Below are 24579 nucleotides of genomic sequence, written 5' to 3'. Positions count from 1 at the left end.
AGGTTCTCTGGAGGCGACGACGGATGGAGGCGGGAATGTCGAGCACGACAATGGTGGCGGCGGTGCTCGCCGGGCCCAGGGGCGCCCGGATCGAGCGTGTGTCGCGACCCGAGCCGGGCCCGGGCACCGTACGGGTGAAGCTCGAGGGCTGTGGGGTGTGTGGTTCCAATCTTCCTGTCTGGGAAGGGCGTGAGTGGTTCCGCTATCCGATGCGGCCCGGGGCCCCGGGCCATGAGGGCTGGGGCGTGGTGGACGCGGTGGGCCCTGGCGTGACGGGCTTCCAGGTGGGCCACCGGGTGGCGACCCTGTCCTCGGCGGCCTATGCCGAGTACGACGTGGTGGGCGCGGACTCGGCGGTGCTGCTGCCGCCCTCGCTCACGGGCAAGCCCTTCCCGGGTGAGCCCCTGGGCTGCGCCATGAACATCTTCCGCCGGAGTGACATCCAGGCCGGACAGACGGTGGCCATCATCGGCATTGGCTTCCTCGGAGCGCTGGTCACGCGGCTGGCGGCGAACGCCGGGGCGCGCGTCATCGCCATCGCCCGCAGGCCCTACGCGCTCGAGCTGGCGCGCGCGTATGGCGCCTCCGAGTGCATCCCCCTGGATGACCACTTCAAGATCATCGAGCGCGTGAAGGGGCTCACCCAGGGCTTCTTCTGCGACCGGGTCATCGAGGTGGTGGGCGAGCAGTGGCCGCTCGACCTGGCCGGCGAGCTCACGCGCGAGCGCGGCAAGCTCATCATCGCGGGCTACCACCAGGACGGTCCCCGCCAGGTGAACCTGCAACTGTGGAACTGGCGCGGCCTGGACGTCATCAACGCGCACGAGCGCGATCCCCGGGTCTACGTGGAGGGCATCCGGCTCGCCGTGGGCGAGGTCTCCGCGGGACGGCTCGATCCCTTTCCGCTCTTCACCCACCGCTTCGGACTGGATGAACTCAACCTCGCCTTCGAGACGATGCGCACCCGTCCCGAGGGCTTCCTCAAGGCGATCATCACCGTATGAATGGACAGACAGGTCAGCGGCTCGAGCGCCCTCCGAGGCTCGGCTTCCTTGGCGTGGGTTGGATTGGACGCCACCGCATGGAGGCCATCATCCGGAGCGAGACGGCCCAGGTGGTGGGGGTGGCGGATCCCGGCGAGGCCGCCGCCCGGGAAGCCCAGAAGCTCGCGCCGGGCTGCGCGCGGGTGGACTCGCTCGACGCGCTCCTGGAGTTGGGGCTCGATGGGCTGGTCATCGCGACGCCCAGTGCGTTCCATGCCGAGCAGTCCATCCAGGCCCTGGAGCGCGGCGTGGCCGTGTTCTGCCAGAAGCCGCTCGGCCGCTCCCAGGAGGAGAACCAGCGCGTGGTGGACGCCGCGCGCGCGGCGGACCGGCTGCTGGGCGTGGATCTCAGCTACCGCTTCACCTCCGGGATGCGGCTGCTGCGCGAGCGCGTCCAGGCGGGCGTGCTGGGGCACATCTACGCGGCGAACCTCGTCTTCCACAATGCCTACGGCCCGGACAAGGCGTGGTTCTACGATCCGAAGCTCGCGGGCGGCGGATGCGTGATGGACCTGGGCATCCACCTGGTGGATCTGGTGCTCTGGGTGCTGGGCTTTCCCGAGGTCCGGCGCGTGTCGAGCCAGCTCTTCGCCCAGGGTCGTCCCTTGTCCAGGCCCACGGACGCCGTCGAGGACTACGCCGCCGCGCAACTGGAGCTGGCTCCAGGCACCGCCGTCCAGCTCGCCTGCTCCTGGAAGCTGTCCGCCGGGTGTGACGCGGTCATCGAGGCCTCCTTCTATGGCACCCAGGGAGGAGCGGCGTTTCGCAACGTGAATGGCTCGTTCTACGACTTCACGGCGGAGGTGTTCCGGGGCACCTCGCGCGAACGCCTCGCCGAGCCGCCGGATGCGTGGGGCGGCCGGGCGGCGGTGGATTGGGTCTCCCGCCTGGCCCAGGGGGCTCGCTTCGATCCGGAGTCCGAGCGGCTCGTCGAGGTCGCGACGACGCTCGACCGGATCTACGGGTGAGAATCGGCTCGGGGCTTGAACGTTCGCCCGGCCCGGTGACTCCGGAAGGAGTCCGGGAATGTGGACGTTCACGCCGCTCATGCAGACCGCATCCGCCTCTCGTGGCTCGCTCTGGCGCGCCATGGGCTTTCTCCTCCCTCACCGCCACGCGGTGGTCACCGTCCTCTTCCTCGTCCTCCTCTCCACGGGACTGAGCGTCATCGAACCGCTCGCGCTCAAGAGCGTCTTCGATCAACTCGGCGCGGGTGGCACCTCGAAGGCGGTGCTCCTCTCCGTGGGGGCGCTGGTGGCCATCGGCCTGGTGCGCGAGGCGCTGGGAGCCACGGCCAACTGGCTCACCTGGCGCACGCGCATCCGCGTGCACTTCGCCCTCAACGAGGCCACGGTGTCCCGCCTCCACCGGCTGCCCTTGAGCTTCCACCGCGAGGAGGGCGTGGGCGCCACCATGACGAAGCTCGAGCGCGGCATGCAGGGCTTCGTGGGGGCCATCACCGAGCTCACCTTCAACGTGCTCCCCGCGGCGACCTACCTGGTGCTCTGCGTGGTCGTCATGTTCCAGCTGGATTGGCGCCTGGCCCTGCTCGCGCTGGTGTTCGCGCCCATTCCCGTGCTCATCGCCCGGAAGGCGGCGCCCGTGCAGACGCGGCGGGAGCAGACGCTCATGGAGCGCTGGACGAAAATCTACGCCCGCTTCAATGAAGTCCTCTCGGGCATCGTGACGGTGAAGAGTTTCGCCATGGAGGCGCGGGAGAAGCAGCGTTTCCTGCACGACGTGCGCGAGGCCAATGGCGTGGTCACCCAGGGCGTGGCCTTCGACTCGGCGGTGAACGCCAGCCAGAGCGTCATCGTGCTCATCGCGCGCGTGGCGTTGATCGGCCTGGGCGGCCTGTTGGTGCTCCGGGGGGAGATCTCCTCCGGAACCCTGGTGGCGTTCCTGGGCTACATCGGTGGACTCTTCGGCCCCGTGCAGGGCTTGAGCGGCGTGTACAAGACGTCGAGGACCGCCTCGGTGGCCATCGACCAGGTCTTCTCCATCCTGGATGTCCAGGACACCCTGGGCGACGCCCCGGACGCCGTCGAGGTCACGCACGTGCGTGGCGACGTGACGTTCGAGAACATCCACTTCGCCTACCCCTCGACCTCGGGACCCGGCAGGCCGCTGCTCAAGGGCATCGACCTGGAGGTCAAGGCGGGAGAGACGATCGCGCTGGTGGGGCCGAGTGGCGCGGGAAAGACCACGCTGATGAGCCTCCTGTGCCGCTTCTACGATCCGGTCCAGGGGCGGGTGTGCATCGATGGCCAGGATCTCCGCTCGCTCAAGCAGTTGTCGCTGCGGCGCCACATCGGCGTGGTGTTGCAGGACTCGCTGCTCTTCAACGAGAGCGTGCGCAGCAACATCGCCTACGGACGGCCCGAGGCCTCCCTGGAGCAGATAGAGGCCGCGGCCCGCGCCGCGCACGCGCACGACTTCATCATGCGCCTGCCCCAGGGCTATGACACCGTGGTGGGCGAGCGGGGCAACCGGCTGTCCGCGGGAGAGCGCCAGCGCCTCTCCATCGCTCGCTCGCTCCTCACGGATCCGCCCATCCTCATCCTGGACGAGCCCACCAGCGCGCTCGACGCGGAGAGCGAGGCCCTCGTGCAGGAGGCGCTGGGCAAGCTGATGAAGGGGCGCACCACCTTCGCCATCGCCCACCGGCTGTCCACGGTGGTGGATGCCGATCGCATCCTCGTCCTCAAGGAGGGGCGGATCGTCGAGGCGGGCAGCCACGCCCAATTGATGCGCCTCGAGGGGTACTACGCCTCGCTCGTGCGCCGGCAGACGCGCGGATTGCTGCCCGAGTTGTCGACGTTCTCCGAAGCGCCGCTCCCCTTGTCCGCCCTGGCCTGAAGGACTAGCACCCGGGGACTACATCGGAAGTAGGGTCGGCTGGCCAACGCTCGAAGTTGGAAGATGCATGTGTTCGGTCCCCGGGACAATGGCAGACAGAACCGTCAGGCCAGGACTGCCGCCAGTCGTTGCCATGCTTACCGTTGCGTAGAGATGACGGGGCCGTCCCACACGCGGGACGCCTCGGCTTCACGAGTTCACGGGCGCGGCCAGGATGAAGGGCGCGAGTCCTCTGGGAGGGAGCATGAGGCGCAAACAGGTACTCATCACGGGAGGCGCGGGGTTCATCGGGTCTCATCTGGCGGACGAGCTGCTCGCGCACGGTCATCGTGTCAGGGCATTGGACTCGCTGCTGCCCCAGGTGCATGGAGAGGGCCGGTCGCGGCCGTCGTACCTGAACCCGGAGGTGGAACTCGTCGTCGGGGATGTGCGGGACCGCGAGGCGGTGGGGCGCGCGCTCGAGGGCGTCGACGTGGTCTACCATTTCGCCGCGGCCGTGGGCGTGGGCCAGAGCATGTACGAGGTGGCGCACTACACCTCGGTGAACAACCTGGGCACCGCGGTGTTGATGGAAGCGCTCATCCAGCGCCCGGTGGAGCGCCTGGTGGTCGCCTCCAGCATGAGTGTCTATGGCGAGGGGCTCTTCCGTACGCCGGATGGCCGGCTCGTGCCCGGGACGGATCGCACCCTGGAGCAATTACAATCCGGCGCGTGGGAATTGTGTGGCGCGGGCGGGGAAGCGCTCTCGCCACTGCCCACGCCCGAGACCAAGGCGCCGGCGATCTCGTCCGTGTATGCCCTTTCCAAATATGATCAGGAGCGGCTGTGTCTCATCGCCGGCCGGGCCTACAACATCCCCACGGTGGCGCTGCGCTTCTTCAATGTCTATGGGCCGCGCCAGGCGCTGTCCAACCCCTACACCGGGGTGCTCGCCATCTTCGCCTCGCGCATGCTCAACGGCAACGCGCCGCTCATCTTCGAGGATGGGATGCAGCAGCGTGACTTCGTGAACGTGCATGACGTGGCGCGCGCCTGCCGTCTGGCCATGGAGTCCCGGGCGGCCCCCGGACAGGTGCTCAACATCGGCAGCGGCCGCTCCGTCACCGTGCGTGAGGTGGCTCGGGCCCTGGGCGAGGTGATGGGGAGGCCCCACCTGCTGCCCGCGGTGACGGGCAAGTACCGCATGGGCGACATCCGCCACTGCTTCGCCGACATCACCCAGGCCCGCGTGATGCTGGGGTACGAGCCCCAGGTGAAGTTCCAGACGGGGCTGGCCGAGCTGGCGCGATGGCTCGAGGGTCAGGTGGCCATGGATCGCGTGGCCGAGGCGAAGGTGGAACTCGAGGTCCGGGGATTGACCGTATGAGCCGCGCGCCGGAGAAACAGGGGAACGGCCACGACAAGAGGATGGTGGTCATCTTCGGAGGGGCGGGGTTCATCGGCTCCAACGTGGCGGAGCACTACCTGGCCGGGGGCCGCCGGGTACGGGTGTTCGACAACGTCTCGCGTGCCGGAGTGGAGCGCAACCTGCGCTGGCTCAAGTCTCGTCATGACGCGCTGCTCGACGTGGTGGTGGGTGACATCCGCGACGAGCAGGCGGTGCGGCGGGCGGTGCGGGGCGCCGGAGAGGTCTTCCACTTCGCGGCGCAGGTGGCGGTGACCACCAGCCTGGAGGGCCCGGTGCATGACTTCGAGGTGAACGCTCGAGGCACACTCAACATCCTGGAGGCCCTGCGGTCGATGCGGGAGCCCGCTCCGCTTGTCTTCACCTCGACGAACAAGGTCTACGGCGGGCTGCCAGGGCTGGAGTTCGTCCTGGACGGCCGCCGCTACATGCCCCGGGACGAGGCCATCCGCGCCCAGGGCATCGGCGAGTGCTGCCCCCTGGACTTCGAGAGTCCCTATGGCTGCTCCAAGGGCGCGGCGGACCAGTACGTGCTCGACTATGGACGCTCCTTTGGCTTGAAGACCGTGGTGTTCCGGATGAGCTGTATCTACGGCCCGCGTCAGTTCGGCACGGAGGATCAGGGCTGGGTGGCGCACTTCCTTCTCCGGGCGCTCCAGGGCAAGCCCATCACCCTCTACGGTGACGGCATGCAGGTGCGCGACATCCTCTTCGTCGAGGATCTGGTGCGCGCCTTGTGCCTGGCGCAGGCGAACATCGATCGGCTCGGGGGACAGGCCTTCAACATCGGGGGAGGCCCGGAGCGCACCGTGAGCCTGCTGGAACTGCTCGACCTCATGGCGCGGCACCTGGGGCGGCGCCCGGAGATCCGCTTCGAGGACTGGCGCATCGGAGATCAGCGCTACTACGTCTCCGACACCCGCAAGTTCCAGGCCGCCACGGGTTGGGTGCCGAGAGTGGGCGTCGAGCAGGGCGTGTCCCGGTTGCATGCGTGGTTGGCGCGGCCCCTGGCGGTGGACTCCACGATCGCGGCCCACGTGGGCTGACCCGGGAGGTCTCCAGATGCCGCCAGTCCAACGGGTGCTGATGACCGCCGACACGGTGGGAGGCGTATGGGCCTATGCCCTGGAATTGAGCCGGGCGCTCGCGGAGCGGGGCGTTCGGGTGGAACTCGCGACGCTCGGGGCGCCGCTGTCCGCCGCGCAGTGGCGGGAGGCTCGGGACCTTCCGGAACTGTCCATCCATGAAAGTCATTACCGGCTGGAGTGGATGGAGGAGCCCTGGGACGACGTCCGAGCCTCCGGGGAGTGGCTGCTCGACCTGGAGGCGCGGCTGTCACCCGACATCGTCCACCTCAATGGCTTCTGCCATGGCGCGCTCGCCTGGCGGGCGCCGGCGCTGGTGGTGGCGCATTCGTGCGTTCTTTCCTGGTGGGAGGCCGTCAAGAGAGAGCCCGCCCCCGAGCGTTACGCGCGCTACCGGCGGGAAGTGGGGCGGGGATTGCGCGCGGCCGCGTGCGTGGTGGCTCCTGGCGCGGCCATGCTCGCCGCCACGGAACGGCTCCATGGGCCCTTGCGCGCCTCGCGCGTCATTCCCAACGCCCGGCGGGCGGAGGCCTTCCGGCCCGGCCCCAAGGAAGATTTCGTGCTCGCGGCGGGCCGGTTGTGGGACGAGGCCAAGAACCTGGCGGCACTGGACGCGGTCGCGCCAGGGCTGCCGTTTCCCGTGTGGGTCGCGGGGGAGACCCAGCACCCGGGAGGCGGAAGCGCCCGGGCTCCCCATGTGCGCTCGCTCGGGACGCTGGCGCCCTGGGAACTCGCGGGGTGGATGGGCCGGGCGGCCGTCTACGCGATGCCCGCTCGCTACGAGCCTTTTGGTCTGTCCATCCTGGAGGCCGCGCTCGCCGGGTGCGCGCTGGTGCTCGGGGACATTCCCAGCCTGCGCGAGCTGTGGGGCGATGCCGCGCGCTTCGTCCATCCAGACGACGAGGATGGGCTCGCCGACGCCTTGCGGGGGTTGATGCGCCACCGCGCGCAACGCGAAGGCCTCGCGGTCCGGGCCCGGTCCCGGGCGCTCACCTTCACGCCTCGCCGCATGGTGGAGGCGTACCTCGAGCTCTACGCCACGCTGAACGCGCGGCCTTCCGAGGCGTGGGCCCGTTCCAGCCTCCAGACCCTCTGACAAGACGCCCATCGACCATGCGCATCGTCCTCTTCTGCCACTCCCTGCTGTCCGACTGGAACCACGGCAACGCCCACTTCCTGCGCGGCGTGGTGACGGAACTCGCCGTGCGTGGCCACGAGGTGCGAGTCCTCGAACCCGAGGATGCCTGGAGTCTGCGCAACCTCCTGGCCGAGCCTGGCGGGCCGACGGCCCTGGAGGAGGTTCGCGCCCTCTACCCGCATGTGCGCCCCGAGCGCTATGCGCCCGATGCGCTGGACCTGGACCGCGTGCTCGACGGGGCCCACCTCGTCATCGTCCATGAGTGGAGTTCTCCGGAGCTCGTCCAGCGCCTGGGCGAGCGGCGCCGGGCGGGGGGCTCCTTCCGGCTGCTCTTCCATGACACCCACCACCGCAGCGTGAGTGCCCGGGAGGAGATGGCTCGCTACGCGCTCACCCACTATGACGGCGTGCTCGCTTTCGGCGAGGTCATCCGGCGCATCTATCTGGAGCAGGGGTGGACCCAGCGGGCCTGGACTTGGCACGAGGCCGCCGATGCACGCGTGTTCCATCCCCTGCCGCACGTGGAGGCGGAGCGGGAGCTCGTCTGGGTGGGCAACTGGGGCGACGAGGAGCGCACCGCGGAGCTGCACGAGTTCCTGTTGGAACCGGTGAAGGCGCTGGGCCTGATGGCCCGCGTGCACGGCGTGCGCTACCCCGAGGCCGCGCGCGAGGCCCTCGCCGCCTCGGGCATCGAGTACGCGGGCTGGTTGCCCAACCATCGCGTGCCCGAGGCCTTCGCCCAGGCGCGTTTGACGATCCACGTACCACGCCGCCCCTACGCCCAGGCGCTGCCCGGCATCCCCACCATCCGCCCCTTCGAGGCGCTCGCGTGTGGCATCCCCCTGGTGACGGCTCCCTGGTCGGACGCGGAGGGGCTCTTCACCCCGGGCCGTGACTTCCTCGTCGCCGCCAACGGGCAGGAGATGCGCCGTCACTTGCGGGCGCTGCTCGCCGACGAGGGCCTGCGCCGCGAGCTGGTCGAGCATGGCCGGCGCACGGTGCTCGCGCGCCACACCTGCGGGCACCGCGTGGAGGAGCTTCTGCGCATCTGCCAGTCGCTGGGCACGAGCGCCTCGGAGTGCCAGCCGATGGCACGGGAAAGGGTCGTCCTATGAGCAAGGGTTCGCGCATCGCCTTCTTCGGTTCGAGCCTCGTCTCGGCCTACTGGAACGGAGCGGCCACCTACTACCGCGGCATCATCCGCGCGCTGCATGAGCGCGGACACCGCGTGACTTTCTACGAGCCGGATGCCTACGAGCGTCAGCAACACCGCGACATGGCGGACCCGGACTGGGCGCGCGTGGTCGTCTACTCGGCACAGGGCACGGACGCGCTCGAGCGTTGCCTGGAGGAAGCCCGGGACGCGGACGTGGTGGTGAAGGCGAGCGGCGTGGGGGTGTTCGATGCGCTCCTCGAGGCGCGCGTGCTCGAGCTGCGGCGTCCGGGCACCCAGGTGGTGTTCTGGGATGTGGACGCGCCCGCCACCCTCGAGCGCCTGGAGAAGGACCCGGGCGATCCGTTCCGGGCACTCGTGCCTCGCTACGACCACATCCTCACCTACGGAGGCGGGGAGCCGGTGGTGTCCGCCTACCGGGCGCTCGGGGCGCGCGAGTGCGTGCCCATCTACAACGCGTTGGATCCCAGCACCCATCATCCGGTGGCGGCGGACACGCGCTTCACGGGGGACCTGGCCTTCCTGGGCAATCGGCTGCCGGATCGGGAGGCGCGCGTGGAGGCCTTCTTCCTGAAGGCCGCGAGCCTCCTGACCTCCTCGCGCTTCCTGCTGGGTGGCAGTGGGTGGGGCGACCGCTCCCTGCCCGACAACGTGAAGTACCTGGGCCACGTCTACACGCAGGACCACAACGCGCTGAACTGCTCGGCGCGCGCGGTGCTCAACATCCACCGGGACAGCATGGCGCGCTTTGGTTTCTCGCCGGCCACGCGGGTGTTCGAGGCCGCAGGAGCCGGCGCCTGCCTCATCACCGACGCCTTCGAGGGCGTGGAGCTCTTCCTGGAGCCCGGGCGGGAAGTCCTCGTGGCCCACTCGGGCGAGGAGGTCGCCGGGCACGTGCGCGCGCTGAGCGAGCCCGAGGCGCGGCGCATCGGTCAGGCGGCGCTCCGGCGCGTCCTGGCCGAGCACACGTACGCGCATCGGGCCTTGAAGGTGGAAGCGGTGCTGGGCGCGCGCGGGAGCGGTGCACGCGAGCGGGTGGCTTGAGCCATGGAGGCGGAGCGCATGCGGATCGTCATTCTGGGGTTGTCCATCACGTCGAGCTGGGGCAACGGACACGCCACCACCTACCGGGGGCTCGTGCGCGAACTCGTGAGGCGCGGGCACGAGGTGTTGTTCCTCGAGCGCGACATGCCCTGGTATGCCTGCAACCGCGACCTGCAACGGCCTCCCTTCGGCCGCACCGAGTTGTACGCGGACCTGGAGATGTTGAAGGACCGCTTCACGGACGCCGTCCGGGGCGCGGATCTGGTCGTGGTGGGCTCCTACGTTCCGCAGGGCGTGGAAGTGGGCGCCTGGGTGCAGCGCACCGCCCGGGGCGTGCCGGCCTTCTACGACATCGACACGCCGGTGACGCTGGCGAAGCTCGCGCGCGGGGACTTCGAGTACCTCTCGCCCGAGCTCATCCCGGGCTACCGGCTCTACCTGTCCTTCACGGGGGGCCCCCTGCTCCAGCGCATCGAGCGCGAGCTGGGCTCACCCGCCGCCCGGCCGCTCTACTGTAGCTGCGATCCCGAGCTGTACGCCCCCGAGACGCGCGAGCCCCTCTGGGATCTCGGCTACCTGGGGACCTACAGCGATGACCGGCAGCCCGTGTTGGAGCGCTTGATGCTCGATGCCGCGCGGGAGTGGCCCTCGGGCCGCTTCGTGGTCGCGGGACCTCAGTATCCGGCCAATCTCGCGTGGCCCGGCAACGTGGCGCGCGTGGAGCACCTGGCCCCCCCCGAGCATCCGGCCTTCTACAACTCCCAGCGCTTCACCTTGAACGTCACCCGCGCGGACATGGTGCGCGCCGGCTACTCCCCGAGTGTGCGGCTCTTCGAGGCCGCCGCGTGCGCGGTGCCCCTCATCAGTGATGCGTGGCCGGGGCTTGGCACCTTCTTCGTCCCGGGCGAGGAGATCCTCATCTCCCACTCGGGCGAGCAGACGTGCCGCTATCTCCAGGAAGTCACGGAGGGAGAGCGCCGGGCCATGGGCATGAGGGCACGCGCGCGGGTGCTGTCCGAGCACACCGCCGCGCACCGCGCGGAGACCCTGGAGGGCTACCTCCGGTCAGTGACTTCGGGACGGGCACCGTGAAAGGAGACGCATGAAGGTCGCGATCATTGGCACGGGATACGTGGGGCTGGTGGCGGGGACGTGCTTCGCGGAGTCGGGGCAGGACGTCACGTGCATCGACGTCGACGAGGAGAAGCTCCAGGCGTTGCGGCTCGGCCAGATACCCATCTACGAGCCTGGGCTGGCGGAGCTGGTTCGCCGCAACCTGGACGCGGGACGGCTGCATTTCACCGGAGAGCTGCCAGCGGCGGTGGGGCCCGCGCAAGTGGTGTTCATCGCCGTGGGCACGCCGGAGGGAGAGACGGGCCGCGCGGACCTTCGCTACGTCCTCGAGGCGGCCGAGCAGGTGGGCCGGGCGCTCACGCACTACACCGTCATCGTGAACAAGAGCACGGTCCCGGTGGGGACGGCGGATCGGGTCCACGCGGCGATCGCGCGCAACACCCGGTGCGCGTTCGACGTGGTGTCCAACCCCGAGTTCCTCAAGGAGGGCGCGGCGCTGCGGGACTTCCTCAAGCCGGATCGGGTGGTGATCGGCACCCGCTCGGAGCGGGCCCGCGAGCTGATGGGGGAGTTGTACGCGCCCTTCGTGGGCGGGGAGAACCCCCTCCTCTATATGGATCCGTGCTCGGCGGAGCTGACGAAGTACGCGGCCAACGCGATGCTCGCCACGCGCATTTCGTTCATGAACGACGTGGCGGCGCTGTGTGAGCGCGTGGGCGCGGACGTGGAGTGGGTGCGCCAGGGGCTGGGGGCGGACAAGCGGATTGGCTCCGCGTTCCTGCGGCCAGGCATCGGTTATGGCGGCAGCTGCTTTCCCAAGGACGTGAAGGCGCTGATGGCCACGGCACGCGAGGTGGGAATGGAGTTCGACCTCCTGCGCGCGGTGGAGAACACGAACACGCGGCAGAAGCGGTGTCTGCTCACCAAGGCGGTGAAGCACTTCGGCGACCTGTCGCGGCGCACCTTCGCGATCTGGGGCCTGGCGTTCAAGCCCAGGACGGACGACATGCGCGAGGCACCCGCCGTGGAGCTGATCGAAGGGCTGCTCGGCAAGGGCGCGCGGGTGCAATGTCATGACCCCGTCGCGCTGGAGAGCGCGCGCCGCTACTTTGGAGACCGCGTCACCTACGCACCCACCTGCTACGCTGCGGCGGAGGGCGCGGACGGGCTCTTCCTGGTGACGGAGTGGAACGCGTTCCGCCACCCGGACCTGAAGCGGCTCAAGGCGACGATGCGCAGTCCCACGCTCTTCGATGGCCGCAACGCGTGGGATCCCCAGCGGGCCCGGGAGGAGGGATTCACCTACTTCGGCATTGGCCGGACCCGCTGATCCCACCCGAACGCGGCGAAGGTCCGCACGCCCATGATGCCGCACCCCCGGGAGCGCGAGTGATCGCGCTCCCGGGGGGCCGTTCGGGGGGGGGGGGGCGGCGGGGACGGCTTGCTGGGGAGGCGAAGGCACTATGAACGAGACATCCCTGGATAACCTATGACCCCTGGATAGGTTGGAATTGTCGGATTTGTCCGTGAAGGCCGAGGGGTGATATCCCTGTCGGATGGGATACAGCCCCGAAGGTCATGGGTGATGGCGGGAGACGTCCTCCGCCCGTGGACCTCGCGATAACCAATTCACGGCGCGGCCCAGGAGTTGTTCGATGTGTCCCAGGACCCGCGCTTCGTGGGGCTCGCGCTCCTCGAATGTGGGGACTGTCTCCAGCAGCAGCCGCGTGAGCCGTTCCTGGTGTTCGAGCGAGGGGGAGGGCGCGAGCGTGAGGCGCGTGAGGCTCCCGCCCTGGTAGCTCGCGGCGGCCTTCCAGGTGCGCAGCCGCGCGAGCAGATCCACGTGGGTGAGGGCGAGCTCGTCCACGCCGCCCACCACGTCGAGCGCGTAGCGGGCGAGCACCGCGTCGAACCAGCCGTAGCGCACGCGGCCCTGCCAGTCATTGGGGGCGTTGTGCTCGGAGACGAGCGGGCGCAATTCCCCAGTCTCCGTGGGCAAGGGGCCCGCGCCATGGCGGACCCCGTGGCTGCGCAGCACGCCCACCCGCCGCACCTCGGCGTCCACGCCGCTGTCGGCGATCAGCTCCAGGGCGTTGTCCGCGGTGCAGCGGGACCAGGTGGTGAAGGGATGGAAGCCCCGCCACTCGTCGAGCAGGACGCCTTGGGCGCCCTCGAACACCGTGGTGGAGGTGTCCCGCATCCACGCGCCGAGCGTCGTGTCCGGCACCACCAGCCCGAGTGTCACCACCCGCGCCGCCCGCTCGAGCCAGGTCTCGATGACGCCCTCGAACTCGAACAGGGAGCGCTCGCGTTGGACGGGCTCGGTGTCGGGGAGGGGGAGCGCGCGCAGCTCCTCGTGTTTGCGCTCGCGGATGCGCCGCAGCTTGCGCGTGAGCCGGGGAATGTCCCTCAAGTCTCCGGCGAGCACCGTGTCCTCGGGGAAGTCGAGCGCGTCCCGGACCGTTTCGCCCACGCCGACGCCGCACGAGCCGTGCCGTGCGTCTCCGCGCGCGAGCTCTCGCAGGCGGTTCATGGCTTGATGAAAGGGGGTGATGACGCGCGCGCGCTCGCTCAGCCGCAGGCGCTCGAAGACGTCGTCCACGCCCCGGGCGCGCAGCACCTCGCCTTCCACCAGGAGCGCGGTGGGATGCAGGACGAAGGGGTGGGCGAGGAACGTGCGCACCCCCGGGACGAACGAGCCCGCGCCGAACTGGGCGAAGGTGTGATGCCGTCCCTCGGGGGTGACGACGTTGTGGCCGGCCTGGGCGCCGCCGTTGTAGCGCACCACCAGGCCCGCCCCGTCCCGCCGCACGAGGAAGTCGGTCAGCAGCCCCTTGCCCGCGTCCCCGAAGCCGAGGTCCACGACGATGGAGACGCGCCGCCCCTCGCGAGGCCCCTTCATTTGAAGAGCTGGACGATCCGGCCGACGACGCTCTCGGACGCCTTGGTGCCGCGCATCGCGGGTCCCCCCGTGCGTCCGAGCGCCTCCGCCAGGGGCGTGAGCGCGCGGAGCACCGAGCTCAGGTCGCCATACTCCAGGCCCATGTCCTTGAAGACGCGGCCCAGCGCGTCGATGTCCGGCACCAGGCCCTCGTACAGACAGACGGCGCCCGCGCTCACGTAGCAGATGTCCTGGGCGTTGTTCATGCACAGCACGTGGTCGCCGAGCAGCTCGCGCCACCGCTCCTCGCAATTCGCGCGGCGCTTCTGGTCCGGGATGACGAAGAAGGGCACGAAGGTCTTCTGCAGCTCGGCGACGATCTCCTCCACCGTCAGATCCTGATCGAGCCGGTCTCCGATGATGCCCTCGACGACGTGCTTGGACAGGGAGGGGAAGGGCAGCTCATCTCCCGTCATGAAGACGTAGCCCTTCTTCTTGCGCTTCTCCCAGCAGTCCATCTCCGTGTGCTGGGCCAGCGTGTAGAGCGCGAGCTCGTAGCTCTCGTGGCCATTGCCGCCGCCGTGGCCCTCCAGGTAGCTCCAGGTGAGCCACTGGTCCATCAGCTGGGCGGTGGACTCGAACTGGCCCATCTGCAGGGGGGCCTCGTCGCTCGTCGCGTCGCCCACGGCCATGAAGAGCAACTGGGGATCCTTCACGTGGCAGTCGGTGAGGATCTTCATGAACTTGGGCAGCATCTTCGTGGCCATGGCCTTGGGGATGCTCCCCATGGAGCCGGTGACGTCCAACGCGAAGACGATGCCCAGGGAATTCGGATGCTCCTCGCTGTCGCGCGACTCGCGCAGGCGCAGCCCCTTGGGGTTCATCAGCGGGTGGCAGCCCGTCTGCTGGAAGACTTCCCTGGCGGGCTCCGTCGCGCGCTTCTGCACGATGGCTTCGTGCGCCTGGCTGCTGTAGTTGCCGTACCCCATGGTGGGTGCTCCTTCGTCTGGACGGTGGGCCCTCGCCTCACGGCATCACGAGCGGTTGGAAGCTCGGGGGACCGAAGACCGCGGTGCCCACTTCACCAACGCGCTCGCGAAGTGTCCAGGCCATGTCCCCGTTGCCGTGCACGTGCTCTCCGACGCCCACCTGCCGCAGGAGCAGGGCCAGGGGCGCGGGCACGGAGCCGGGGACGGTGCCCCGCTCGGGGTCTCCTCCGAGCAGGGAGATGATGCACAGGGCGCTCATCCGCAGGTCGTCCTCGACCTGGAGCCGCCGCGTGGCCAGGACGCCGCCGGGGTAGAACGATTGGTAGTACGGATGGAAGGCGCGCAGGGGCAGGCCGATGCGCTCCGCGCAGGAGAAGCCCAGCAGCCGCAGGCCATGCTCTCCCTGTTGGATGAGCAGATGGGGGGGCAGCACCGCCCCATGCACATAGCCCGAGCGGTGGATGAACGAGAGGGACTCGAGGATGCGCCGCCACATCCAGACGGTGGTCTGGGCGGGCACGCCCGAGGGGTAGGCCCGGCGGACGTCCTCGAAGGTGTGGAGGAAGCCGGAGGGCCAGCGCAGCACCATGGCGGAGTGGTCCACGAAGGGCCCCGAGCGCAGCACGCCCCGCGTCACCGGCCGCGGCAGGAGCGCGGCGAAGGTGGGCGCTCCGTTCGCCTCACTCGCCTGGAGGTCGCGCAGCACCTGCCACTCGTGCTCGAAGAGGGGCAGGTGCGCCGGGTCGCGCAGCACCTTCATCACGACGCGCTCGGTGGGCGTGCGCGCCCGCTCGGCGGCGTAGACGTCCGTCATGTCCCCCCGGGCGAGCAGGGGCCCGGGAGCCCAGTGGCTCTTTTCCAGACTCCACCACGTCTCGTACCCGTGCGTCCCGGGGTCGTTCCACTCCTTCAACGCCCGCTGGAAGCGCTCGGCATGAACGGCCGTGGGATCCAACTGCACGGCGGTGCCGCAGTAGTCACAGACGATCGAGGCGGCGAAGTGCTTGGGCGAGAGCGGTGCCAGGCACTGGGGGCACTTCACCACTCGCTCGGTCGTCTTCTTGATCACGGGGGCCTCTCCTCGCGGAGAGGATACCCCGGCTCAGCGCGCGCCCGGACTCACTTCCGCAGGCTGGCGGTGTCGATGACGAAGCGGTAGCGCACGTCACCCTTGAGCATCCGCTCGTAGGCCTCGTTGATCTTCTGGATGGGGATGACCTCGATGTCCGAGGTCACGTTGTGCTCGGCGCAGAAGTCGAGCATCTCCTGGGTCTCGCGGATGCCACCGATGAGCGAGCCCGCGAGCTTGCGCCGGCGCATGACGAGCGGCGCGGCGGAGAGCGGGGAGGGATGCTCGGGCATGCCCACGAGCACCATGGTGCCGTCCACCTTCAGGAGGTTGAGGTAGGCGTTGTAGTCGTGCTGGGCGGAGACGGTGTCGAGGATGAAGTCGAAGCTCCCGGCGAGCTGCTTGAAGGTCGCCTTGTCCGACGTGGCCGCGAAGTGGTGGGCACCCAGGGCGAGGGCGTCGTCCTTCTTGGAGGGCGAGGTGCTCAGCACGGTGACCTCGGCGCCCATCTTCTTGGCGAGCTTCACGCCCATGTGGCCCAGGCCGCCCAGGCCCACCACGGCGACCTTGTCGCCCTTCTTCACGCCGAAGTGGCGCAGGGGGGAGTAGGTGGTGATGCCCGCGCACAAGAGCGGCGCGGCCCGGTCGAGCGGAAGGGACTCCGGGATGCGCAGCACGTAGTTCTCGTCCACGGTGATGCGGGTGGAGTAGCCACCCTGCGTCACGGCGCCGTGGCGATCCTTGGCGTTGTAGGTGCCCACCATGCCGCGGTCACAGAACTGCTCCTCGCCCGCGTGGCACTGGCCACACTCGCGGCACGAGTCCACGAAGCAGCCCACACCGACGGAGTCACCGACCTTGTACTTCGTGACGGAGCCGCCCACCTGGGCGACCTTCCCGACGATCTCGTGGCCCGGCACCATGGGGTACAGCCCATGGGGCCCCCACTCGCCGCGCGCCGAGTGGATGTCCGAATGGCATACGCCGCAGTAGAGGATGTCGATGAGGACGTCGTGGGGACCCGGCTCCCGGCGCTCGAAGGAGAACGGGGCGAGGGGGGCCTTGGCGCTCGGAGCGGCGTAGGCTTGGACGGTCGGCATGGGAGGATTCTCTGGAAAAGGGGAAAGACGCAGCGGGCGGGACACCCGAGGGGCCCCGCGTCGTCGGTAACTAACCCAGGCCGTGTCTCGCCGCAGGAAAGAGTGAAGCGTGTCAGCGGGGGCCGTCAGGGCCCGCCGTCTTTCCGCTTCGCCTCGGGTGCGGCCGGCTTCGGGGCCGCGTCGTCCTGGGCCTCGACGTCCCCTCCGCCGACGAGCTCCGAGTCCTCGCGCAGGAAGTCGCGCGCCACCTGCTCCACGTCCTCGGGCTTGAGGCCGGTGAGCACCGCGCTCGCCGCCTTGGCGCGGGTGACGAGCGCCGTCTCCCCGAGCGAGCCGTGGATGCGCGTGAGCGCGATGTGGATCTCCGGATCGAACGGATCCGCGGCGAGCGCGTCCAGGTAGGCCTGCTTGGCCTTGGGGTAGTCCTTGCGGTGCAGGAGGATGCGGCCCAGGTGCACGCTGGTGCTCGGCGAGCCCGGGTGCACGCGCAGGGAGCCGCGCAGCACCTGCTCGGCTTCGTCCAGGCGCCGCAGCTCCAGCAGCGCGAGCGCGTACTTGTTGGACACGGACTCGTACTTGTCGCCCACCAGCTTGTGCGCCTTGGCGTACTCCTCGGCGGCGGCGCGGATGCGGTTGCGCTCGCGCATCAGCTCGCCCAGGTGCGCGAACTTGCGCGCGGGCACCTCGGTCACCTCGGCGAAGTCTCCGAAGGAGATCTCCCGTCCCTTCTTCTTCTCGTCCGGAGGTTGGGCGTCTTCCTTCAGCACGACCTCCTCGCGCGGCAGCAGCTCCGGGGGGAAGGGCTGCTGCTTGATGTGGGCGAGCCAGTTCTTCTCGAACTGGGCGAAGGAGAGGCCGGTGGCGCCCTCCACGGACTTCCTGTCCGTCTTGCCATCGCGCAGGCCGAGGATGATGTCGCGCAGGCCCTGGTTGCCACGGATGGAGTAGACGTAGTCGATGGCGAAGTAGACCTCGGCGAAGGCGGTGGCGGCGTCCTCGGCCGTGGGGAGCATGGCGATGGAGGGGTGCATCTTCTCGAAGGGAATGAGATTGTCCTCCTTCACCCGCCGCCCGAGCAGGGCGAGCGTGGAGGGCGTCATGGCCATGCCCGGCTTGCCGCGCCAGCGCGACTCCAGGTACTTGGCCAGGCCCTCGTGCAACCAGATGGGCACGGTGTTGTGGCTCATCTGGCTGACGACCAGGTGGATGTACTCGTGCGCGAGCGTGTCCTGCCAGTCGTAGCCGCGCGCCACGGCCTTGGGGCTCGTCACCATGAGCTTGTTGAACTTGCAGATGGCGATGGTGCCGGTGGTTTGAATCTGCGGGTAGGTGAGGGTGCTCACCTTGGACAGCTCGCGCGCGTTGTTGACCACCTCCACGCGGATCTTCCCCGGAGGGCGGTAGCCCAGGTCCTCGGCGAGCGCCCGGTGGATGGACTCGAGCGTCTCCAGGGCGTAGGGCGCCAGCACCTCGTCCTTGCCCTTGGGGTAGTAGAAGGCGAAGTGCTCGCTGTCCGTGTGGGCGTGGTCCTTGACGATGCCGCGCGTGTCCTTGGCCAGGCGCAGGTAGCTGCCCGGCTTGTCCTCGATGCCCGCGGCCTGGAACAGCTCCACGGCGTCCTCGTACTTGTTTTCCTCGAAGGACACCCGGGCCTGGTAGTACTTGAGCGGCTCGATGTCGTTGGGCACCTGGGCCTCGAGTTCTCCCAGCTCCCTCCGCGCGCCGGACAAGTCCCAGCCGTCCAGCGCCGTCTCCACCTTGGTCAGCCGCTCCTTGACCTCGGCCTTGCTCAGGTCGGCCCGGACGGCCGGGGCGAACAGGAGCGCGAGGACGAGAAGGGGGCTCGCGATTCGCGTCATCACTTCACCAGCTCCTCGTAGTAGCGCTTCACCTGATCCCGGTACTTCTCCGGCGTGCCTTCCTTCATGGCGTCGAGCAGATCCTTCCGGAACTCCTTGGGCGCCTGGTAGGCCTCCTCGTCGGGGATCTCCACCTTCTCGCGGGGATCCTGCCCGTTGCCCTGGCCTCGACCCATGCCCATGGGCAGGGGCAGTCCGCGGCCCTTGCCCTTGCCGCGCTGGCTTTCCTTCATCTGCTGCTGGAACTGTCGCAGCCCCTCGAGCGCCGCCTGCTGCTCGCCGTGGCCCCGGTTGGCGTCCTTGCCCTGCATGCGCTGGGCGGCCTCGCCCATGCGCCGGCCGATCTCCTCCATCTGCTCGCCGGCCTCCTGGCCGAAGAGGGGCGCCATCTGCTCCATCTCCTGCATCTGCTGGCGCAAGCCCTTGGCCTGCTGCTCCAGGCCCTGCTGCTCCTCGGCCAGCTCCTGCAACTGCTGCTTCTCCTGGGGGCTGAGCTGCGAGCCGGGGGGCGGAAAGAGCGACTGGAGCTTGCGGTTGGCGTCCTCCACCGTGCGCGCGTCCTTCTCCAACTGCTCGGCGAGCTGCGCGGACTGGCGGCGCACATCGGGCGGGTTGCCGTACATCTCGTCCAGGGAGCGCTGCTGCTCGCCGTAGCTGGCCAGTTGCTGGGCGGCCTCGGAGGCGCGCTGGGTGGCCTCGGCGGCCAGATCGAAGTCGTCCACCTTGAGGGCGTTGCGCGCGTTCTCCAGCTCCGCCTGCGCCTCCTCCAGGGGCCGCGAGGCGCGGCTGCTGAGCTGATCCTCGCGCAGCTCCCGGTAGTTCTTCTGCACCTGCTCGAGCTGACGCTGGAGTTCATCCTTCATGGCCTTGCCGCGCTCGCTGAGCCGGTCCTGGTTCTGCTTGCGCGCCTGGTCTCGGATGGCCTGGGTGGCGTCGGCCACGCGCTTCTGCTCCTGGGCCGTCTTCTCCAGGTCTCCCATGAACTGGCTGAACTTCTGCGACAGCTCCGGGTACTGCTCGCCGCCGAACTCCTCCTCGGCGTCATTGAGGCCGTTGAGCATGTCGTCCATCTGCATGGACAGCTCCTGCAGCTTGGCCAGCGCCTCGTCCGTCTTGCCCTCGCGCATGAGCCGCTCCACGTCGTCGAGCGCGCTCGTCATGTCCTGGTCCTTCATCATGTCCTGAAGGGCCTCGGCGTTGAGGTGCTCGTCGCGGATGCCCTGGCGCAGCTCGGCCATGCGCTGCATCAGCTCCTGGATGCGCCCGCGCATCTCCTGGATCCGCTGCATCACCTGCTCGCGCGTCTGCTCGTCGGGGTTGGCCTTGTAGTCCTCGATGAGGCGCGCGAGTTCCCGCCGCTCGTTGGCGAGCTGCTTGGCCAGCTCCTGCAGGGCCTCGAGCTTCTGCCGGTCCAGGAGCGACTCGAGGTAGAGCACGTCCTTTTCCACCTCGTTGATTTCCTCGGTCACCAGCGCGCTCAGGCGCGGCCCGGTGCCGAAGTCATTGCCCACGTGGCGCTGCTGGGTGCGCAGGTAGACGCGGCGGAAGTCGGACGTGGCGCGCACGCGCTGGCCCACCTTGTCGGCGATGTTGGCCAGCGCGGTGACGAGCTCGTTGGGCGTGTCGCGCTCGCGGCTCAGCTCCTGGGCGAGCGCGCGCATGTCGGCCACCAGGGACAGGCCGCTGGTGTCCACCGACTGGGCGGAGGCCACTTTCTGCGCGTCCTTCACCTTCTCGCGCTCCGGGCCTTCCAACCGGTCCGCCAGGTGGTCCACCAGGCGGCCCCACAGGGCCTCGGCCTTCTGCAGCGCGGCGCGCAGGTGCTCGGCGGCGCTGTAGATGCGCAGCACCTGGGTGCGGCTCACGCCCCGCTTGGGGCCCTCCACCGCGTCGTTGTCCCTTGCCTCGATGTAATAGGAGATGCGATCGCCCGGCTGGGCCTTCAGCGTGTCGAGGCTCCAGGTATAGGTGTTCTTGTCCCGGCGGCCATCCGTCCGGGGCAGGGCCACGCGCGACTCCTCCTTGGCGCCGGGCATGCGGTAGACGAGCGCCAGGCCGGACAGGCCGTAGTCGTCGCTGGCCTCGTACTTGAGGACCACCTGCTGGCCAGGGTCCACCTCCAGCTCCGCGGCGGGCGTGAGCAGCTGCACCTGGGGCGGGGTGTCCACCTCCACGTTGAGCGGGATGTCCGGTCCGGTGGCGAGCGCCGCGCGGCCACTTCCGTAGAAGACGAAATGGTAGCCGCCCGCCTTCTTCGCCACGAAGGAGCCCGTGAGCTCGCGCTTGCCGGTGACGACGAGCGGCAGCGTCTCGCCATTGACGACGAGCTCCGCGCGCTCCACCTCCCGGTCCGAGCGCGTCTTGAGCTGGACCTCGGTGCCGGCGGGAGCGCTCACCTCGCCATTGGTGCCCGGCACGGTGCGCGGGGCGAGGCCCGTATAGGCCGGGTAGCGGTACGTCAGCTCGATGTCCCCGGTGATGGGCTCGCGCACCTCGGCCTGGGCGGTGGGGTTCATCGACTCGAGCGCCTTGTTCCAACCCACGCGCCAGCGCGAGCCCGCGAACACGAGCAGGACTCCCAGCACCAGCACCACGCCGCCCAGCACGAGTCCGGCCTGCTTGAGGCGCTGGCCGTCCACCACCGTGGCCACGTCCACGCGCTCGGCGCGCGCGTCCATCTGCCGCAGGAAGGCGTCCGCGAGGAGTTCCGAGTGGCCGGGCTGGCGGTCGCGCTCCAGCTCCACGGCGGCGAGCACGTCCAGGGACAGCGCGGGGTGGCGCTCGCCGATGAGGCGCGCGGTGCGCGCGTCGTCACCCACGGTGCGCAGGGACAACCCCACGCCGAAGCCCACGGCCAGGAGCGCACCCACCACGGGCGCGAGCATCACCAGCCACCGGCCCGCCGTGGGCGACACGAGCCCCAGGAAGCCACCCGCCACCCCGAGCACGAGGCCGAGCGCGATGCCCAGCAGCGCGCCCTGGAGCCACAACTGGCGGCGCTGGCGGGCGCGCACGGCGCCGAGCAACCGCTCCACGGCCCGGGTCCTCGGTGGGGGCGACACCCCGGGCGGCACGGGTGGGGGGGGCGACGGGGGAGGAAGCTCGGGACCTGGGGTCTGGGATTCTAGGTTCACGCTGTCACGTCCGCTCGGTCGCGTGGCAACCCCCGGCGGGGTCGCCTATTTCCCGATCTCTAGCAGGCTCGGGGTCGTGACGCGTCCTTCCGTTCTCCGAGCGGGCGGGCATGGCTCGCGCATGTCCGCCGCTGGATGCTCGCGGCGTTCAGCGCGTGGCGGACGGGGACTCGCCCGCGAGCGCCGCCCCGTTTTCTTCCTTGGGGAGGGACACGGCCGTCTGGCCGTAGTCCACCGTGGCCTCCGCCGCGCCCAGTTCCTCGGCGAGCGCCGTGAGCGCTTCCTGGGCGCTCTGCAGCCGTACCCGCGTCAGCCGCGAGAGCACCCGCTCCACGGCGGACTCCACGGTGCCCGTGGCGGGCACGTCCATCGCGCGGCCCTGGTCCGTCAGGGCGAAGAGCGCCTTGCGCCCGTCGAGCGGATCCGATTTGCGCTCGAGCAGCCCGCGCTTCTCCATGCGCTTGAGCACGCCCGTGAGCGTGCTGGGGTGCACGTGCATGATCTGCGCGAGCCGGCCGGCGGTGATGCCGGGAAAGCGGCCCACGAGCCGAAGCACCAGCCGCTGGGGTCCCGTCAGGCCCAGCGTGGACTCCATGCGCTTGGAAGTGGATTGTAGGCCATGGTCCACCGCCCACAGCAGGCGCATGAACTCCAGGACCTCGCCCAGCGGGGCCTTCTTGTCCTTGTCCGGAACGGAAGTTTCGCTCATGTGTTCGAGTGGCTTCATTTCTACAGTATCCCCTGAATGCCGCTTTCCTGTCGCCTGTCCGGTAGTGGACTTCGGTGTGTGTTCATATGCTACCAGCTGGTGGGTTTCGCGGAGTGGCAGGTCCGGGTGCTTCAGCGCGTGCGCGCTGCCCATGGGACGGAACAATGAATTGTTGGGTTCCCTACGTTGGGGGTTCCTTGTCCGCTCGCCCGGCATGCCACGAGCGGAGCCCTCGCGCCAGAACGGTTTAATGGAATGGACGTGGTGACTCCTTCCCGCCCCAGTCAGAAGGAGGACGAGGAGGACCTGGCGGCGTTCGAGCTGCCGTTCCTCCAGCGCCTCGTCGTCCAGCTCTGGGCGCTCGTGCTCGGACTCGTCACCCGGCTGACGGACGGGGTGCTGCTGCTCTGGCGTCCCGGGCTCGTGCGGCCCTATCTGGGCATCTGGCTCGCCGAGCGCCTGCGCTCTCCCTACCGGGCCCGGCGCTCCTTCGAGGTGGTGCGCGCGCTCCGGGCCACGGGCCAGCGCATGCGCGAGCTCATCTATGGGGAGACGCCCCTCCTGTCGGCGCTCTGGGTGTTCCGGCGCGCCGGGGTGGGCCCCGGGAGCCGGGTGGTGGACCTGGGGGCGGGGCGGGGGCGGGTTCTCCTCGCGGCGCGGTGGCTCGGGGCGGAGGCGCGGGGCGTGGAGTTGCTGGCCGAGCACGTGAAGTCCGTGGCGCACGGGCTCGCCTCCGCCGGCATCACACTCGTGGAGGGCGACGCCGCCCAGGCGGACCTGACGGACGCCACGCATGTCTTCACCAACTGGCTGGCGCTCACTCCGGAGACGAAGGCCCGGCTCGTGGCGCGCTTTCGCACCTGCGCTCCCGGCACGCGCTTGCTCACGGTGATGCATCCCATCGAGGCGGACGGCTTCGTCCGCCTGTCGGGCCACCGCGTGCTCTTCACCTGGGGCGTCGAGCGCGTGTGGATTCACGAGTACCGGCCCGCCTCGCCCACGGCGGACTAGTACCGGAGCGTGAAGTAGAGGAGGGTCCAGAGCACCAGCCCGGCCGCGCCGCACACGATGCCCGCGATGGCCTGGCCCTTGCGGCCCACGGGGGGATTGGCCGTGGGATTCACCCGGCGCAGGCCGATGATGGAGCACATGAGCCCCACGGGCGCCGCCGGGGGGAAGAGCAGTCCGAACAGGCCGAGGATGAAGCCGAGGCGCGCCACCCGGTTGTTGGCGTACTGGTGCCACAGCTTCTGGAGCGTTTCGGGCGGCAGGTGCTCCTGGAAGAAGAGCCGGTTGCGCGGATCCTGGTAGATGGCGAGGCTCACGAGCAGCGGCCATGCGGAGCGGATGAGCGTGTTCGGCCCCAGGGTGAACGCGTCCACCAACAGCTCCACCACGAGCAGGAAGCACAAGCCCAGACGGGAAAAGGGCTTGCCGAGCCAGAAGCACGCGCACACGACGGCCCCCGCCAGCGTCACGAGGCCGGACAGCACCCCGGCCCCATCGGGCATTCGCAGGAAGATGGGCGCGGAGATCAGCCGCATGATGGCGCTGAAGCCAATGAGCCAGGCCCACGTGTCGCGCTTGCCCCAGTACCGGAGCCGGAACGCCTCCAGGTAGTTCAGCTCGGGGCGCTCGGCGCAGGAGGCGCAGTAGTCCTCGCCGTGCAGCGTGTGACGATCCTGCTCGCAGAAGAAGGTGCCGCAGCGCTTGCACGCGCCGAGGATGGGATGCTCCGGATGGGCGGGACAACGGGTCTCGGCCAGGGCGGGCGCGAGGGGCACGGCGTTCATGTGACGGACTCCTGGCGGGGAGGTGACCTCCGCGTCACGCGCGAGTGTATGCATAACCGCGAAGGGCCGTTTTCAACCCGGGAATTCACGGGGTGTCTGTCTTCTCCGTGTCCGCCGGGCGAGCGGAGGGAGGCCAACTTGCACCGCCTGGAAGGCACCGGTATGGGTGGTTCGGGCACTTCTCGCCAGTGGTGCTTCAACATGATGATGGAGGTTCACCCGT

19 protein-coding genes are annotated in these 24579 nt (G+C 69.5%); 11 read left to right on the top strand and 8 right to left on the bottom strand.

Annotation, left to right across the window (positions count from 1 at the left end):
• The first annotated feature begins 35 nt into the window (after window positions 1-35).
• The 10 genes from MEBOL_RS11830 to MEBOL_RS11785 all read left to right on the top strand — a co-directional run bounded on the left by MEBOL_RS11830 (window position 36) and on the right by MEBOL_RS11785 (window position 12152).
• Complete coding sequence (locus MEBOL_RS11830; protein ID WP_245919681.1) at window positions 36-1004, top strand: MDR/zinc-dependent alcohol dehydrogenase-like family protein; 969 nt, start codon at window positions 36-38, stop codon at window positions 1002-1004.
• Window positions 1001-2011, top strand: coding sequence for a Gfo/Idh/MocA family protein (locus MEBOL_RS11825; RefSeq protein WP_095977525.1), 1011 nt, complete (start codon window positions 1001-1003; stop codon window positions 2009-2011). The genes MEBOL_RS11830 and MEBOL_RS11825 overlap by 4 nt, the downstream gene beginning before the upstream one ends.
• Before the next feature lie 58 nt (window positions 2012-2069).
• The gene (locus MEBOL_RS11820) at window positions 2070-3902 is read left to right on the top strand and encodes an ABC transporter ATP-binding protein (RefSeq protein WP_245919679.1); all 1833 of its coding nucleotides are present in this window, start codon (window positions 2070-2072) and stop codon (window positions 3900-3902) included.
• A 244-nt stretch (window positions 3903-4146) separates the two neighbouring features.
• Window positions 4147-5268 carry an NAD-dependent epimerase/dehydratase family protein gene (locus MEBOL_RS11815; protein WP_095982723.1) on the top strand — a complete coding sequence of 374 codons (1122 nt, stop codon included), beginning with the start codon at window positions 4147-4149 and terminating at the stop codon, window positions 5266-5268.
• Window positions 5265-6353 carry an NAD-dependent epimerase/dehydratase family protein gene (locus tag MEBOL_RS11810; protein ID WP_095977524.1) on the top strand — a complete coding sequence of 363 codons (1089 nt, stop codon included), beginning with the start codon at window positions 5265-5267 and terminating at the stop codon, window positions 6351-6353. The genes MEBOL_RS11815 and MEBOL_RS11810 overlap by 4 nt, the downstream gene beginning before the upstream one ends.
• Window positions 6354-6369: 16 nt before the next feature.
• Entirely contained in the window at window positions 6370-7488 is a 1119-nt protein-coding gene (locus MEBOL_RS11805; RefSeq protein ID WP_095977523.1) for a glycosyltransferase family 4 protein, read from the top strand.
• Between the two features lie 17 nt (window positions 7489-7505).
• On the top strand, window positions 7506-8645 hold the full coding sequence (locus MEBOL_RS11800; RefSeq protein WP_095977522.1) for a CgeB family protein: 1140 nt from the start codon (window positions 7506-7508) through the stop codon (window positions 8643-8645).
• Window positions 8642-9748: a CgeB family protein gene (locus MEBOL_RS11795; RefSeq protein WP_095977521.1), complete on the top strand. Its 1107-nt coding sequence runs from the start codon at window positions 8642-8644 to the stop codon at window positions 9746-9748. Before MEBOL_RS11800 ends, MEBOL_RS11795 begins: the two co-directional genes overlap by 4 nt.
• Window positions 9749-9766: 18 nt before the next feature.
• Entirely contained in the window at window positions 9767-10840 is a 1074-nt protein-coding gene (locus tag MEBOL_RS11790; protein ID WP_179956408.1) for a CgeB family protein, read from the top strand.
• Window positions 10841-10850: 10 nt separating this feature from the next.
• Window positions 10851-12152: a UDP-glucose dehydrogenase family protein gene (locus MEBOL_RS11785; protein WP_095977519.1), complete on the top strand. Its 1302-nt coding sequence runs from the start codon at window positions 10851-10853 to the stop codon at window positions 12150-12152.
• A gap of 246 nt (window positions 12153-12398) precedes the next feature.
• Here the strand turns inward: MEBOL_RS11785 and MEBOL_RS11780 are convergent, their stop codons facing one another.
• The 7 genes from MEBOL_RS11780 to MEBOL_RS11750 all read right to left on the bottom strand — a co-directional run bounded on the left by MEBOL_RS11780 (window position 12399) and on the right by MEBOL_RS11750 (window position 22563).
• Entirely contained in the window at window positions 12399-13724 is a 1326-nt protein-coding gene (locus MEBOL_RS11780; RefSeq protein ID WP_095977518.1) for an adenylosuccinate synthetase, read from the bottom strand.
• The gene (locus MEBOL_RS11775; RefSeq protein WP_095977517.1) at window positions 13721-14692 is read right to left on the bottom strand and encodes a hypothetical protein; all 972 of its coding nucleotides are present in this window, start codon (window positions 14690-14692) and stop codon (window positions 13721-13723) included. Before MEBOL_RS11775 ends, MEBOL_RS11780 begins: the two co-directional genes overlap by 4 nt.
• Before the next feature lie 37 nt (window positions 14693-14729).
• Window positions 14730-15761 carry a serine/threonine-protein kinase gene (locus tag MEBOL_RS11770; RefSeq protein WP_095977516.1) on the bottom strand — a complete coding sequence of 344 codons (1032 nt, stop codon included), beginning with the start codon at window positions 15759-15761 and terminating at the stop codon, window positions 14730-14732.
• A gap of 50 nt (window positions 15762-15811) precedes the next feature.
• Window positions 15812-16861 carry an NAD(P)-dependent alcohol dehydrogenase gene (locus MEBOL_RS11765; protein WP_095977515.1) on the bottom strand — a complete coding sequence of 350 codons (1050 nt, stop codon included), beginning with the start codon at window positions 16859-16861 and terminating at the stop codon, window positions 15812-15814.
• A 125-nt stretch (window positions 16862-16986) separates the two neighbouring features.
• Window positions 16987-18720 carry a peptidase MA family metallohydrolase gene (locus MEBOL_RS11760; RefSeq protein ID WP_095977514.1) on the bottom strand — a complete coding sequence of 578 codons (1734 nt, stop codon included), beginning with the start codon at window positions 18718-18720 and terminating at the stop codon, window positions 16987-16989.
• The gene (locus MEBOL_RS11755; RefSeq protein WP_095977513.1) at window positions 18720-21854 is read right to left on the bottom strand and encodes a DUF4175 family protein; all 3135 of its coding nucleotides are present in this window, start codon (window positions 21852-21854) and stop codon (window positions 18720-18722) included. Before MEBOL_RS11755 ends, MEBOL_RS11760 begins: the two co-directional genes overlap by 1 nt.
• A gap of 148 nt (window positions 21855-22002) precedes the next feature.
• Window positions 22003-22563: a MarR family winged helix-turn-helix transcriptional regulator gene (locus tag MEBOL_RS11750; RefSeq protein WP_245919677.1), complete on the bottom strand. Its 561-nt coding sequence runs from the start codon at window positions 22561-22563 to the stop codon at window positions 22003-22005.
• 264 nt (window positions 22564-22827) lie between these two features.
• On the opposite strand from MEBOL_RS11750, the gene MEBOL_RS11745 reads away from it, so the two are divergent.
• Window positions 22828-23574, top strand: coding sequence for a class I SAM-dependent methyltransferase (locus MEBOL_RS11745; RefSeq protein ID WP_245920053.1), 747 nt, complete (start codon window positions 22828-22830; stop codon window positions 23572-23574).
• Here the strand turns inward: MEBOL_RS11745 and MEBOL_RS11740 are convergent.
• Window positions 23571-24356 (bottom strand): DUF4190 domain-containing protein, encoded by a 786-nt coding sequence (locus tag MEBOL_RS11740; protein WP_095977511.1) that lies wholly within the window; start codon window positions 24354-24356, stop codon window positions 23571-23573. The two genes, MEBOL_RS11745 and MEBOL_RS11740, sit on opposite strands and share 4 nt — an antisense overlap.
• Window positions 24357-24579: the final 223 nt, after the last annotated feature.

Source organism: Melittangium boletus DSM 14713 (assembly GCF_002305855.1).
GTDB classification, from domain to species: Bacteria; Myxococcota; Myxococcia; order Myxococcales; family Myxococcaceae; genus Cystobacter; species Cystobacter boletus.
Note: the sequence above shows the minus strand (reverse complement) of the source record. Positions and strands in the feature narration are given on the sequence as shown.